General features: G+C 53.0%; 14 protein-coding genes. 8 read left to right on the top strand and 6 right to left on the bottom strand.

The window, feature by feature from the left end:
* The first annotated feature begins 235 nt into the window (after positions 1–235).
* From mgtA to IB214_RS21260, 4 genes are all read left to right on the top strand, one after another.
* Positions 236–2,944: a magnesium-translocating P-type ATPase gene (gene mgtA, locus IB214_RS21275; protein WP_096759475.1), complete on the top strand. Its 2,709-nt coding sequence runs from the start codon at positions 236–238 to the stop codon at positions 2,942–2,944.
* Between the two features lie 378 nt (positions 2,945–3,322).
* Complete coding sequence (locus tag IB214_RS21270) at positions 3,323–4,300, top strand: TRAP transporter substrate-binding protein (protein WP_096758508.1); 978 nt, start codon at positions 3,323–3,325, stop codon at positions 4,298–4,300.
* A 62-nt stretch (positions 4,301–4,362) separates the two neighbouring features.
* Complete coding sequence (locus tag IB214_RS21265) at positions 4,363–4,872, top strand: TRAP transporter small permease (RefSeq protein WP_096758507.1); 510 nt, start codon at positions 4,363–4,365, stop codon at positions 4,870–4,872.
* A gap of 30 nt (positions 4,873–4,902) precedes the next feature.
* The gene (locus IB214_RS21260; protein WP_006686394.1) at positions 4,903–6,189 is read left to right on the top strand and encodes a TRAP transporter large permease; all 1,287 of its coding nucleotides are present in this window, start codon (positions 4,903–4,905) and stop codon (positions 6,187–6,189) included.
* A 91-nt stretch (positions 6,190–6,280) separates the two neighbouring features.
* On the opposite strand, the gene ridA is transcribed toward IB214_RS21260, so the two are convergent.
* From ridA to pyrL, 4 genes are all read right to left on the bottom strand, one after another.
* Positions 6,281–6,667, bottom strand: coding sequence for a 2-iminobutanoate/2-iminopropanoate deaminase (gene ridA, locus IB214_RS21255; protein WP_006686395.1), 387 nt, complete (start codon positions 6,665–6,667; stop codon positions 6,281–6,283).
* 76 nt (positions 6,668–6,743) lie between these two features.
* Positions 6,744–7,205 carry an aspartate carbamoyltransferase regulatory subunit gene (gene pyrI / locus IB214_RS21250; RefSeq protein WP_003025816.1) on the bottom strand — a complete coding sequence of 154 codons (462 nt, stop codon included), beginning with the start codon at positions 7,203–7,205 and terminating at the stop codon, positions 6,744–6,746.
* A gap of 12 nt (positions 7,206–7,217) precedes the next feature.
* The gene (gene pyrB / locus IB214_RS21245; protein WP_115259569.1) at positions 7,218–8,153 is read right to left on the bottom strand and encodes an aspartate carbamoyltransferase; all 936 of its coding nucleotides are present in this window, start codon (positions 8,151–8,153) and stop codon (positions 7,218–7,220) included.
* 2 nt (positions 8,154–8,155) lie between these two features.
* The gene (pyrL, locus tag IB214_RS21240; protein WP_096758504.1) at positions 8,156–8,290 is read right to left on the bottom strand and encodes a pyr operon leader peptide; all 135 of its coding nucleotides are present in this window, start codon (positions 8,288–8,290) and stop codon (positions 8,156–8,158) included.
* A 239-nt stretch (positions 8,291–8,529) separates the two neighbouring features.
* Between pyrL and IB214_RS21235 the strand changes: the two genes are divergently transcribed.
* A complete protein-coding gene (locus tag IB214_RS21235; protein ID WP_117342398.1) occupies positions 8,530–8,982 on the top strand; it encodes a YhcH/YjgK/YiaL family protein in 453 nt (150 codons plus the stop codon).
* Positions 8,983–9,099: 117 nt separating this feature from the next.
* On the opposite strand, the gene argF is transcribed toward IB214_RS21235, so the two are convergent.
* On the bottom strand, positions 9,100–10,104 hold the full coding sequence (gene argF, locus IB214_RS21230; RefSeq protein ID WP_096758496.1) for an ornithine carbamoyltransferase: 1,005 nt from the start codon (positions 10,102–10,104) through the stop codon (positions 9,100–9,102).
* Between the two features lie 164 nt (positions 10,105–10,268).
* Between argF and rraB the strand changes: the two genes are divergently transcribed.
* The 3 genes from rraB (at position 10,269) to IB214_RS21215 (ending at position 12,489) form a co-directional block, all read left to right on the top strand.
* Positions 10,269–10,700, top strand: a complete 432-nt coding sequence (gene rraB, locus IB214_RS21225) for a ribonuclease E inhibitor RraB (protein ID WP_117342397.1) — start codon at positions 10,269–10,271, stop codon at positions 10,698–10,700.
* A 51-nt stretch (positions 10,701–10,751) separates the two neighbouring features.
* Positions 10,752–11,510 carry a tRNA isopentenyl-2-thiomethyl-A-37 hydroxylase MiaE gene (gene miaE, locus IB214_RS21220; protein WP_117342396.1) on the top strand — a complete coding sequence of 253 codons (759 nt, stop codon included), beginning with the start codon at positions 10,752–10,754 and terminating at the stop codon, positions 11,508–11,510.
* A gap of 148 nt (positions 11,511–11,658) precedes the next feature.
* Positions 11,659–12,489, top strand: coding sequence for a topoisomerase II (locus tag IB214_RS21215; RefSeq protein WP_096758493.1), 831 nt, complete (start codon positions 11,659–11,661; stop codon positions 12,487–12,489).
* Between the two features lie 25 nt (positions 12,490–12,514).
* On the opposite strand, the gene IB214_RS21210 is transcribed toward IB214_RS21215, so the two are convergent.
* Positions 12,515–13,018, bottom strand: a complete 504-nt coding sequence (locus tag IB214_RS21210) for a GNAT family N-acetyltransferase (RefSeq protein WP_115259564.1) — start codon at positions 13,016–13,018, stop codon at positions 12,515–12,517.
* Positions 13,019–13,059 lie beyond the last annotated feature (41 nt).

Here is a 13,059-nt window from a genome sequence, read left to right as displayed (position 1 = left end):
TAATGCGCGGGGCAAATCATTCACTTACCGGAGGCTGTATGGATCCCGATCCCACCCCTCTCCCGAAACGGAGAAAAACCCCTTTCCGGTAAGCCTGCATTCACTGTCTTACCGGAAACGTAAGACAGTGACGTTCTGACGTCCCTGTTGTGATTTTATGATTGCCATCAGGCAAGGCTTTGCCACGCCTGAAGGATTTACTGCGCCTGTTGATACCGGCGCAGAGGGACTGCCTATGTTTAAAAATATCACCCGCCAGCTGTTTGCCCGGCTGAACCGCCATTTACCGCATCGTCTGGTGCATCGTGATCCGCTGCCGAACGCCCAGACCGTTGCCAGCACGCCTATTCCGCCTTCTCTGAGTGAACATTGCCTGAAGATGGCGCTGATGAACGAAGAGACGCTGTGGAAAACCTTTAATACCCACCCTGAAGGCTTGAACGCCGCGGAAGTGGAAAGCGCCCGTGAGCAGCATGGCGAAAACCAGCTGCCGGCGCAGAAACCGTCGCCGTGGTGGGTACATCTGTGGGTCTGTTACCGCAACCCGTTTAATATTCTGCTCACCATTCTGGGCGGGATTTCCTATGCCACCGAGGATCTGTTTGCCGCAGGCGTGATTGCCCTGATGGTGATTATCTCGACGCTGCTGAACTTTGTGCAGGAGGCGCGCTCCACCAAAGCGGCGGATGCGCTAAAAGCGATGGTCAGCAACACCGCCACGGTCCTGCGGGTGATTAACGAGACCGGCGAAAACGGTTGGGTTGAACTGCCTATCGATCAGCTCGTGCCCGGCGACATTATCAAGCTGGCGGCGGGGGATATGATCCCGGCGGATTTACGCATCGTTCAGGCGCGCGATCTGTTTGTCGCGCAGGCCTCGCTGACCGGTGAGTCACTGCCGGTCGAGAAGGTGGCGACCAGCCGTGACCCGCAGCAAAGCAACCCGCTGGAGTGCGATACCCTGTGCTTTATGGGCACCAACGTGGTGAGCGGTACGGCGCAGGCGATCGTCATTTCTACCGGGGCGAACACCTGGTTTGGACAGCTGGCGGGTCGCGTGACCGAGCAGGATAGCGAGCAGAATGCATTCCAGAAAGGGATCAGCCGCGTCAGCATGCTGCTGATCCGCTTTATGCTGGTGATGGCGCCGATTGTGCTGATTATCAACGGTTACACCAAAGGCGACTGGTGGGAAGCGGCGCTGTTTGCCCTGTCCGTGGCAGTAGGCTTAACGCCAGAAATGCTGCCGATGATCGTCACCTCAACGCTGGCGCGCGGGGCGGTGAAGCTGTCAAAACAAAAAGTTATCGTTAAGCACCTCGACGCCATCCAGAACTTTGGTGCGATGGATATTCTGTGTACCGATAAAACCGGTACACTGACCCAGGATAAAATTGTGCTGGAGAATCATACCGATATCTCCGGTAAACCCAGCGAGCACGTTCTGCATTCTGCGTGGCTGAACAGCCATTATCAGACCGGGCTGAAGAACCTGCTGGATACGGCGGTGCTGGACGGTGTGGATGAAGAATCGGCGCGTCAACTCTCGACCCGCTGGCAGAAAATCGATGAGATCCCGTTTGATTTCGAACGCCGCCGCATGTCGGTGGTGGTGGCAGAAGTGGGCGATGTTCACCAGTTAGTGTGCAAAGGCGCGCTGCAGGAGATCCTCAATGTCTGTACCCAGGTGCGCCACAACGGTGAAATTGTTCCGCTGGACGACAACATGCTGCGTCGGGTGAAGCGCGTGACCGACACGCTGAACCGTCAGGGGCTACGCGTGGTGGCAGTGGCAACCAAATACCTGCCCGCGCGTGAAGGGGACTACCAGCGTATTGATGAGTCCGATCTGATCCTCGAAGGGTACATCGCATTCCTCGATCCACCGAAAGAGACTACCGCCCCGGCGCTGAAGGCGCTGAAGGCCAGCGGCATTACGGTAAAAATCCTCACCGGCGACAGCGAACTGGTGGCGGCAAAAGTGTGTCATGAAGTCGGTCTGGACGCGGGTGAGGTGGTGATTGGTAGCCACATTGAAGGGTTGAGCGACGACGAGCTGGCCCGGCTTGCCCAGCGCACCACGCTGTTTGCTCGCCTGACGCCAATGCACAAAGAACGCATAGTGACCCTGCTCAAACGCGAAGGCCACGTGGTCGGCTTTATGGGCGATGGCATCAACGATGCCCCGGCGCTGCGCGCGGCGGACATTGGTATCTCCGTCGATGGTGCGGTTGATATTGCCCGTGAAGCGGCGGATATCATCCTGCTGGAAAAGAGCCTGATGGTGCTGGAAGAAGGGGTGATCGAAGGGCGTCGAACCTTCTCGAACATGCTGAAGTACATCAAAATGACGGCCAGCTCCAACTTTGGTAACGTCTTTAGCGTGCTGGTGGCGAGCGCATTTCTGCCGTTCCTGCCAATGCTGCCGTTGCACTTACTGATCCAGAACCTGCTGTACGATGTATCCCAGGTGGCAATTCCGTTTGATAACGTCGATGAAGAGCAGATCAAAAAACCACAGCGCTGGAATCCCGCCGAACTGGGGCGCTTTATGCTGTTCTTTGGACCGATTAGCTCGATCTTCGACATTCTGACCTTTTGCCTGATGTGGTTTGTCTTCCATGCCAATACGCCAGAGCATCAGACGTTATTCCAGTCGGGCTGGTTTGTGGTGGGGCTGCTGTCACAAACGCTGATTGTGCATATGATCCGTACCCGCCGCGTACCGTTTATCCAGAGCCGCGCCGCATGGCCGCTGATGCTGATGACGCTGGTGGTGATGGTGGTGGGGATTGCGCTGCCATTCTCCCCGTTGGCGAGCTACCTGCAATTGCAGGCATTGCCGCTGAGCTACTTCCCGTGGCTGATTGCGATTCTGGCGGGTTACATGACGTTGACCCAATTAGTGAAAGGTTTTTATAGCCGCCGTTACGGCTGGCAATAACCGTTTCGTTTCTCTGCCGAATGGTGCGGGTACAGCCATTCGGCATTTTTCTTTTTCATTCGAAGATATTCCCTCGCAATATTTGTGTTTTAATTTTATTGAAATACTAACGGGGTAAAGTATTAACATATCCCGTTCTCGCCTTTTGTTTTTTCTCAATAAAACGATCTCCGTTGCAAAAATGAAACAGTGTGCTAAAAATTATTATCATTGACGTTTTTTTGTGAAGGCAGTCATCGAAATAAATTGTTACACCAGCTAGTCTGCGCAGGTAACGTCGTTAAAAAAGTTTCTCGCTGCCCATTTTTAATTCCGGCAGTCATTTGCTCTGCATACCATTTCTATTAATGGAAATTATGAACTTCTGGAGAAGGACAAATGAAACTGACAAAAAATCTGTTAAGCCTGTGTATTGGCGCGTCAGTCTTGCTGGCCAGTCATACCACGTTAGCCCAAACCTTCCGTGCCGCCGATGTGCATCCGGCTGATTACCCGAACGTTGTTGCCGTGAAGCACATGGGTGAAAAACTCAGTGCGGCGACCGACGGGCGTCTGGAGATTAAAACCTTTCCCGGTGGCGTATTAGGCGATGAGAAACAGATGATTGAGCAGGCGCAATTAGGCGCCATCGATATTATTCGCGTCTCAATGACCCCAGTTGCCGCCATACTCCCTGAAATTAACGTCTTTACCCTGCCGTATATTTTCCGCGATGAAGACCATATGCATAAGGTGCTGGACGGGATGATTGGCCAGGAGATTGGCGACCGTCTGACCGCAAACAGTAAATCACGACTGGTATTCCTTGGTTGGATGGATGCAGGTACGCGCAACCTGATCACTAAAAATCCGGTTATCAAGCCAGAAGATTTACACGGGATGAAAATCCGCGTGCAGGCCAGCCCAATCGCGCTGGATACCTTAAAAGCGATGGGCGCGAACTCCATTGTGATGGGGGTCAGCGAAGTGTTTAGCGGCATGCAGACCGGCGTAATTGATGGCACGGAAAATAACCCGCCAACGTTTGTGGCGCACAACTATTTACCGGTAGTTAAAAACTACACCTGGAGCAAACATTTTATTATTCCTGAGCTATTCCTGTTCTCGAAAACGAAATGGGATAAATTGAAAAAAGAAGATCAGGATCTCATTATTAAGCTCGCGAAAGAAGCGCAGGTAGAACAGCGTAAATTGTGGGAAGCCTATAATGCGAAATCACTGGAAACTATGAAAGCCAATGGTGTTCAGTTCCATGATATTGATACTGATGTTTTCTATAAAGCCACGCAGTCGGTAAGGGATAATTACGGTAAAGATCACCAAGATTTGATCAAACGTATTCAGGATGTGAAGTAGTTCATCAGGCGGATGGCATTCACCATCTGCCTGAGTCTTTTGATTAATTCGAGGTGATGATTATGGGTGAATGCTATTCATCGGTAATGGATTTTTTTTACCGGGTCTCAATGTGGATTGCCGGGATGGCATTATTAGTGATGGTCGCCATCATCCCAATTGGGATATTTGCACGATATGTTCTGAACAATGCCCTGTCATGGCCTGAGCCTGTCGCTATTCTCTGTATGGTGACATTCACCTTTATTGGCGCCGCGGTGAGTTATCGCGCAGGTTCGCATATCGCGGTAAGCATGGTGACCGATCGTTTGGGTGAAACCGCCCGCCGTTATTGCTCTCTTATCGCCGATATTATGCTGACGGCGATTAGCCTGTTTATTCTCTGGTACGGCACTACGCTGTGTCTTGAACTGTGGGAACAACCCGTTGCGGAATTCCCGCTGTTAAGCGCCGGGCAAAACTACCTGCCGTTACCGATTGGCTCTGCCATCACGCTGCTTTTTATTGTTGAGAAGATCTGCCGTGGTCCGCAGTACCAACGTCCTGTTGTCATGCTGGGTTCGACCAGCTAGTTACCGCCCCCATTTCAGAAAGGAAAGCAGATGGATGCATTTATTCTCGTCTTTACGCTCGGCATTATGCTGGCGATTGGGGTACCGGTAGCGTACGCGGTGGGTATTAGCGCGATCATTGGCGCCTGGTACATTGATATTCCACTGGAAGCGGTGATGATCCAACTGACCAGTGGGGTGAATAAATTTTCATTGCTGGCGATCCCGTTCTTTATTCTGGCCGGAGCGATTATGGCCGAAGGCGGGATTGCGCGTCGGCTGGTGAATTTTGCCTACATATTTGTGGGCTTTATTCGCGGCGGACTGTCGCTGGTGAATATTGTGGCCTCCACCTTTTTTGGTGCAATTTCCGGATCGTCCGTAGCCGACACCGCCTCTATTGGTTCGGTGATGATCCCGGAGATGGACAAAAAAGGCTACCCGCGTGACTTTGCGGCGGCGGTGACCGCCAGCGGATCGGTACAGGCGATCCTGACGCCCCCCAGCCATAACTCGGTGATTTACTCGCTGGCGACCGGCGGTACGGTGTCTATTGCCGCGCTGTTCATTGCCGGCATCTTACCGGGTCTGCTGTTGAGCTTTAGCCTGATGGTGATGTGCGTAGCGTTTGCGCACAAACGCGGTTATCCAAAAGGGGAGCGCGTACCGTTTCGCCAGGCGTTGAAGATTTTTGTCGACACGCTGTGGGGCCTGATGACGGTGGTGATCATTATGGGAGGGATCCTCTCGGGTATCTTCACCGCGACAGAATCCGCGGCGATCGCCTGTCTGTGGGCCTTCTTTGTCACCATGTTTATCTATCGTGACTACAAATGGTCTGAGCTGCCGAAGCTGATGTTCCGCACGGTGAAAACGGTCACTATCGTGATGATCCTGATCGGCTTTGCCGCCGCTTTCGGCGCGGTAATGACCTATATGCAGCTGCCGATGCGTATCACCGAAGCCTTTACCAGCATCTCGGATAACAAATACGTCATTCTGATGTGCATTAACATCATGCTGCTGCTGATCGGTACGCTAATGGACATGGCGCCGCTGATCCTGATCCTGACTCCGGTCCTGCTGCCGGTGACCAACGCGTTGGGTATCGATCCGGTGCATTTTGGCATGATCATGCTGGTGAACTTAGGGATTGGCCTGATTACGCCGCCGGTAGGATCGGTGCTGTTTGTCGCCAGTGCGGTGAGTAAGCAGAAGATTGAGCAGGTGGTGAAGGCGATGCTGCCGTTCTATGCGGTGCTGTTCCTGGTGCTGATGTTGGTGACGTATATTCCGGCGATTTCGTTGTTCCTGCCGAAACTGTTTGGCGTAATGTGATAAATGCCCGGTGGCGCTCGCGCTTACCGGGCCTGCAAACTACGCTTCCCCAGGTCGGATAAGGCTAAGCCGCCATCCGGCACAAGAAGGTTTAGCGACGAACGGCGATCGCTTCAATCTCGATTTTCACGTCTTTTGGCAGACGGGCCACTTCCACGCAAGAGCGTGCCGGGAAGGTCGCGTTGTGCTCGGTGAAGAACGCTTCGTAGGTGGCGTTGACGGTGGCGAAATCGTTCAGGTCTTTAACGAAGACCGTAGTTTTTACGATGTCGCCTACTTTCAGGCCTGCTGCTTCTACGATAGCTTTAACGTTTTCCAGCGACTGACGCGCCTGAGCGGACACGTCTTCCGATACGGCACCGGTTTTTGGGTCAACCGGGATCTGACCGGAAGTGATTACCATGCTACCCAGATCAACACCCTGAACGTATGGGCCGATTGCTGCTGGTGCATTTTCCGTCGCGATAGTCTTGCTCATGATTTCTCCTGAATTACAGCGGTAATAGAATGTTCCCGCTCATTATAGGGAGCCGGGATCTCATAACCAACCCCAATTAGTTGGCCAGCACCACATAATGGGAAAACTCTTTTTCACAGTATTTGCATTTGAGTGCGATGTCATCGGCACGCTTTTTCACTGCAAAACTGGAGGAAACCGGCTCGGCATGACTGATACAGTTACTGTTCGGGCACACCAGCACGTTATCGATACGCTCAGGCAGGCTGGGACGTGATTTACCCACCACGTCATAGTCATCAATGCGGTTTACCGTGGCCTGCGGGGCGTACAACGAGAGCTGGTTGACCTGCTCGTCGGTCAGGAAGGTATTTTCAATTTTGATCAGGTCTTTACGCCCCATCTCACCGGACGGCAGGTTCAGGCCGATGGTGATACGCTGATCGGTCTCTGTCAGTTTGAATAGTGTCAGCAGCTTAAAACCCACCTGTGCGGGAATATGGTCAATCACGGTGCCACGTTTGATGGCTTCAACCTGCAGTTTGTTATCGTGTGTCATCGTCATGTCCTCTTACAGTGCCAGTTCGCTATTCAGTACCAGTGCCAGTAACGCCTGGCGGGCGAAGATGCCGTTGCCTGCCTGCTGGAAATACCAGGCGTGTGGCGTCTTATCGACGTCGGGAGTGATCTCATCGATGCGCGGCAGCGGGTGCAGCACCTTCATGTTCTCTCTGGCACCTTCCAGGTCACTGGCGCGCAGAACGAACTGTGCTTTCACGTTGGCGTATTCGGACGGGTCCAGGCGTTCTTTTTGCACGCGGGTCATGTAGAGGATGTCTACGTCCGCCATCACTTCTTCAATCGTGCCGTGCAGGCTCCAGGCGATACCTTTTTCATTCAGCATGTCCAGAATGTACTGCGGCATTGCCAGCGCATCCGGGGCGATAAAGTAGAAGCGGTTGCCTTCGAACTTCGCCAGCGCCTGAGTCAGAGAGTGAACGGTACGGCCATATTTCAGATCGCCCACCATCGCAATTTGCAGATTGTCCAGGCGACCCTGCGTTTCCTGAATGGTGAACAGGTCCAGCAGCGTCTGGGTCGGATGCTGGTTAGAGCCGTCTCCCGCGTTCAGTACCGGCACATTGCCGGAGAACTCCGTGGCCAGACGCGCGGCGCCTTCCTGCGGATGACGCATTACAATGGCGTCTACGTAGGTGCTGATTACGGAAATGGTGTCAGCCAGCGTTTCACCTTTTTTGCCCAGTGAGGTGTTGCTGCTGTCAGAGAATCCCACCACGCTGGCGCCCAGACGGTGCATTGAGGTTTCAAAAGATAAACGGGTGCGGGTTGAGGCTTCGAAGAAACAGCTGGCGATCACCTTATGCTTCAACAGCTCCGGCTGCGGGTGGGCTTTTAGTTTCGCCGCCGTCGCGAGTACCAGATTGAGGTCATCGCGGCTGAGGTCGTTTATGGAAATGATGTGTTTTTGATAGAGCGGGTTAGCCATGTTTATCTCCTGACGCCTGGGCAAAAAAAAAGCCCCTCAATTGAGGGGCTTAGAATGATGAGCAACGGGAAGAAAAACGGCAGGCCAGCGTCTTTTTTCAGACGCGGTAAGACAAAATGTCGTACACACTGAACCATAGATCCTCCCGGCAAATTGTCGGCGATTATACTCAGCTACGTTATAGGATCAAGCGAATAATGCACAAATTATTCATCGCAAACGATTCTCATGAATATTCATTCACCCAAGCCCGCGGAGACCGCCGCAGGCGATAAACATGCGTTGACGCAAAATATCGGTAAATAGCAGTGGTATGGCAGACGGATTTTTCGTATAACAACTAAAATGAAACAATGTTTTAATTAAGGGGTTTGAAATGATTATCGGCAATATTCATCACCTGGAAGCATGGCTGCCGGAAGAGCTGCGTCAGGCAATTGAACACATTAAAGCGCACGTGACGGACACAACCGAAAAAGGGAAACATGACATCGACGGTAACCGCCTGTTTTATCTGATCGCCGAAGATATGACCGAGCCGTTTGAGCAGCGTCGCGCCGAGTATCATGCCCGTTATCTGGATATTCAGATCCTGCTAAAAGGCCAGGAAGGGATGACCTTCAGTACGCTGCCTGCGGGCACGCCGGAAACCGACTGGCTGGCGGACAAAGATATCGCTTTCTTGCCGGAAGGGGCGGAAGAGAAGACGGTGGTGCTGAATGAAGGTGATTTTGTGGTGTTCTATCCGGGCGAAGTGCATAAGCCGCTGTGCGCGGTAGGTACGCCTGCGCTGGTGCGCAAAGCCGTGGTAAAAATGCTGGTCGAATAAGTGATTTTATGATGCCGGATGGCGACGCAATAGCGTCTTATCCGGCCTACGGGAGCACGGTTGTAGGCCGGATAAGATGCGTAGCATCGCCATCCGGCATTCTTTTCATCTACACGCTCACTTCGCTAATGTCGCCACCATCACCGCTTTAATGGTGTGCATGCGGTTTTCTGCCTGATCAAAGACAATACTGGCAGGTGACTCAAAGACCTCATCGGTTACTTCCATCCCACCGTGCAAACCGTATTCTTGCGCCATTTGTTTACCCAGCGTGGTTTGGTCATCATGAAATGCTGGCAGGCAGTGCAGGAATTTCACCTGCGGATTGCCGGTTAGTGCCATCATCGCGCTGTTGACCTGATAGTTACGCAGCAGGGCAATTCGTTCGGCCCACTTCTCTTTGGCTTCACCCATGGATACCCAGACGTCGGTATAAATGAAGTCCGCACCTTTCACGCCCGTCGCAATATCGTCGGTCAGGGTGATATTACCGCCGTTTTTCTGTGCCAGCGCTTTGCATTCGGCTACCAGGCTCTCTTCTGGCCAGCAAGCCGGTGGTGCGACCAGGCGCAGATCCAGCCCGGTTAACGCGGCGGCTTCCAGCATTGAATTGCCCATGTTGTTACGGGCATCGCCGGTGTACACCAGCGTCATCTCATTAAACGCTTTGCCCGGCAGGTGTTCCTGCATGGTTAGCAGATCGGCCAGTAATTGGGTGGGGTGGAATTCGTTGGTCAATCCGTTCCATACCGGAACCCCGGCATATTCGGCCAGCGTCTCCACCACCTCCTGGCCGTGGCCGCGATACTGGATACCGTCATACATGCGGCCCAGTACGCGGGCGGTGTCTTTTATCGACTCTTTATGGCCAATCTGGCTGCCGCTTGGCCCGAGATAGGTCACGCGCGCGCCCTGATCGTAAGCGGCAACTTCGAAAGAGCAACGAGTACGGGTCGAGTCTTTTTCGAAGATGAGCGCAATATTTTTACCGGTCAGCATAGCGACCTCTGTGCCGTTTTTCTTGTCCGCCTTGAGCCGGGCGGCGAGCTGCAGCAGTGACGTGAGTTCAGCAGAGGTAAAATCGAGCAGTTTCAAGAAGTGCTTCTGATAAAATGCAGACATGGTTCCCTCACATGGCTTAGGCCATTTATTGAATTAAAATTCAATTTATATGTATGTTTATTCATTTGCAACCTTGTTTAACAAATCTTTCCTGGAAAGGTGGAGGCAATGTCAGCGGTATGTGACAATAAGAGTATCGGCAGGACATTATGAGGATATGAGCCATGGCAAACCCGGAACACCTGGAAGAACAGCGTGAAGAAACACGCTTGATTATTGAAGAGTTACTTGAAGATGGTAGCGATCCTGACGCGCTGTATACCATTGAGCATCACCTTTCCGCGGATGACTTTGAAACCCTGGAAAAAGCAGCGGTAGAAGCCTTCAAGCTGGGTTACGAAGTCACCGAGCCGGAAGAGCTGGAAGTGGAAGAAGGCGACACGGTCATTTGCTGTGACATCCTCAGTGAATGTGCGCTGAACGCCGAGCTGATTGACACTCAGGTTGAACAACTGATGAACCTGGCTGAAAAATTTGACGTGGAATACGACGGATGGGGCACTTATTTTGAAGACCCTAACGGCGAAGAAGGTGAAGGTGAAGACGGCGACGATGACGATCTCGTCGACGAAGATGATGACGGCGTGCGTCACTAAGTCATCTGCTGACCTACGGCGGCGCATGCTGCCGTAGGGCAAGGACAACGTATGGATTACCCGCAAATACTCTCCCCGATTCTGGATTTCCTGCACTGCAAAACGCCCGAGGCCTGGCTTGATAAAGCGCGCGACCCGGAAAATCTTCCCCTGCTGCTGACTGACCATCTGGTCTGCGAGCTGAAAGCGGCGCAAACCGCGATGCTGCTGGTGCGTAAATATGTTGCGGATAAGCAGGGATCGCAGGCGATGCTGGAGTGGCTGAAACCCTATGAAGCCTTTGCCTTCCGAGAAGGGGAAGAGCCGGATTTCACCTTGCTGAACAAGCAGATCAGCAAAAGCATCATGCCCCAGACTGACGACCCGTGGGGGCGACAGCTTATCGACAGCATGGTGCTGCTGATCAAAGAAGAGCTACACCACTTCTGGCAAGTGCGTGAAGCGATGCTAAGCCGCCAAATTCCGTATATCAAAATGACCGCCAGTCGTTACGCCAAGGGCATGCTTAAAGAAGTCCGTACCCATGAGCCGTTAACGCTGATTGATAAGCTGATCTGCGGCGCCTACATTGAGGCGCGATCCTGCGAGCGTTTTGCCGCGCTGGCACCGTATCTGGATGATGAATTACAGGCGTTTTATCTGTCGCTGCTGCGCTCAGAGGCGCGCCATTATCAGGATTATCTGGCGTTGGCACAGCAGGCGGCCGACCATGACATCAGTGACCGGGTACGGTTTTTTGGTGAGGTGGAAGCATCCCTGATCTTATCGCCGGACGATGAGTTTCGTTTTCATAGCGGCGTGCCAGCCTAGCTCCACTCTCTGGTACGGTGTCTCTCTTCCTCCTTCCCGGTAGCTAAAATCTGGTGGCTAGAAATCGATCGCGCCTGCCGCAATAATCAAACCACTTGAAGGGGGAATATATCCCCGCCATATGCATTGATATGAAAAAGGATGGTGAATGAACTGGGCACACGTATTGTTGGCAGGCTATATCGGGGCGGTGATTGCGACCGTGGTGGGCGTCTGTCGTAAAAAGGGCTGGGTAGGTAAGGTCTCCGGTGCGGTGATTTTTGTCGTGGCGATTATCGGCTGGAATCTGTTTGATACGCACTATCTTATCCCGCGCGAAAGTCCGGACTATGGGCTGACTGAAACGCAGAAGTTCGAGAAAGCAATGCTGGCAATGCCCGTCTATGAGGTCATTAAGGAGCAGGAACCCGCGCTATGGCAGACGATTCTCAACCAGGCGGTGGAGATGAAAACGGCGGGGAAAAGCGAGCAGCAGATTATTGACACCATACAGCCGCAGATCCTGACGTTCCAGATGGCGCGCTTACAGCAGGCACCCGATGCCAACGTGATTGCCTATATGCAGGTGAACCTCGCGCAAATTGACGCGATAGCGAAAGTAGGCGGTGACGAATGCTTTCGCTTCCTGTTCCCGGCGGTAAAAGGCGGTATCAACCCGGTACAGCTTATTCCACGTGAAATTATGAGTCGCCGTATGGCGAATGACATGACGATGCTGCAGGCGGCTTACGGCCCGGGAAAACATACAGTTACGGCGGAAGAAAAAGAGCTGGCGCTTCAGGATCTGCAAGCCATTAGTCCGGGACTGGTGCAGCGCTATGGGCCGGATATTCAAATCATGGCCGACCCGAATAAAGGCGTGGGTAAAGAGCAACTGGCTTGCGATATGGTTCAGGATCTGTGGACGCAGGTTCTCAAATTGCCGACCGCTCGCGCCGCCGGCGTGATTCGTCTGATGCTCTCAGCCGAAATGCAATAACGCAGTATTGCCCCTTTGCCTAACGTCAGAGGGGTTTTAGCATCCGCACTTCGCAATCTACATGCCCCGTGCAGCCCAGCGGCTCGGCAATATGCGCAAAGCCCAGACGTTCGTAGAGGTGAATCGCCTCGGTCAGAAATTCGGTGGTTTCCAGATAGCACTGTTTAAATCCCTGCTCACGGGCGTGATCGAGAGCCATCAACGCCAGCTTTTTCGCCAGTCCCTGACCACGCACGCTCGGCAGAAAGTACATCTTCTGTAATTCGCAAATATCCGGCTCGCTACAGCCTAATGGCGCAACGCCACCGCCACCGACGACCTGCCCATTTTGTTCAACCACCCAATAGGCCGCACCCGGCTGGCTGTATACCTGGAATAACTCATCGAGATTAGGGTCAGCCACCGTGTAACCTTTATCAGCGGTCAAACCGTATTCGGCGGAGACCTGGCGGATCACGTGGGCAATGGCGGTGTTATCGTCGGCAGCAATGCGACGCAGCGTCGCCGAGACAGGTGTAATGACACTCATAGCGAACTCATGACGTAAAAGTGGGACATATGCAGTTAATA

Origin of the sequence: Citrobacter sp. C1 (assembly GCF_014596895.2) — a bacterium.
GTDB classification, from domain to species: Bacteria; Pseudomonadota; Gammaproteobacteria; order Enterobacterales; family Enterobacteriaceae; genus Citrobacter; species Citrobacter gillenii.
This window is presented reverse-complemented; position numbering and strand designations above follow the sequence as displayed.

Coding starts and splice junctions, on each gene's coding strand:
- IB214_RS21270 (WP_096758508.1), top strand. CDS start 3,323: ATGAAACTGACAAAAAATCTGTTAAGCCTGTGTATTGGCGCGTCAGTC.
- argF (WP_096758496.1), bottom strand. CDS start 10,104: ATGTCTGCATTTTATCAGAAGCACTTCTTGAAACTGCTCGATTTTACC.
- IB214_RS21235 (WP_117342398.1), top strand. CDS start 8,530: ATGATTATCGGCAATATTCATCACCTGGAAGCATGGCTGCCGGAAGAG.
- pyrB (WP_115259569.1), bottom strand. CDS start 8,153: ATGGCTAACCCGCTCTATCAAAAACACATCATTTCCATAAACGACCTC.
- pyrL (WP_096758504.1), bottom strand. CDS start 8,290: ATGGTTCAGTGTGTACGACATTTTGTCTTACCGCGTCTGAAAAAAGAC.
- IB214_RS21215 (WP_096758493.1), top strand. CDS start 11,659: ATGAACTGGGCACACGTATTGTTGGCAGGCTATATCGGGGCGGTGATT.
- IB214_RS21260 (WP_006686394.1), top strand. CDS start 4,903: ATGGATGCATTTATTCTCGTCTTTACGCTCGGCATTATGCTGGCGATT.
- pyrI (WP_003025816.1), bottom strand. CDS start 7,205: ATGACACACGATAACAAACTGCAGGTTGAAGCCATCAAACGTGGCACC.
- IB214_RS21210 (WP_115259564.1), bottom strand. CDS start 13,018: ATGAGTGTCATTACACCTGTCTCGGCGACGCTGCGTCGCATTGCTGCC.
- IB214_RS21265 (WP_096758507.1), top strand. CDS start 4,363: ATGGGTGAATGCTATTCATCGGTAATGGATTTTTTTTACCGGGTCTCA.
- rraB (WP_117342397.1), top strand. CDS start 10,269: ATGGCAAACCCGGAACACCTGGAAGAACAGCGTGAAGAAACACGCTTG.
- ridA (WP_006686395.1), bottom strand. CDS start 6,667: ATGAGCAAGACTATCGCGACGGAAAATGCACCAGCAGCAATCGGCCCA.
- miaE (WP_117342396.1), top strand. CDS start 10,752: ATGGATTACCCGCAAATACTCTCCCCGATTCTGGATTTCCTGCACTGC.
- mgtA (WP_096759475.1), top strand. CDS start 236: ATGTTTAAAAATATCACCCGCCAGCTGTTTGCCCGGCTGAACCGCCAT.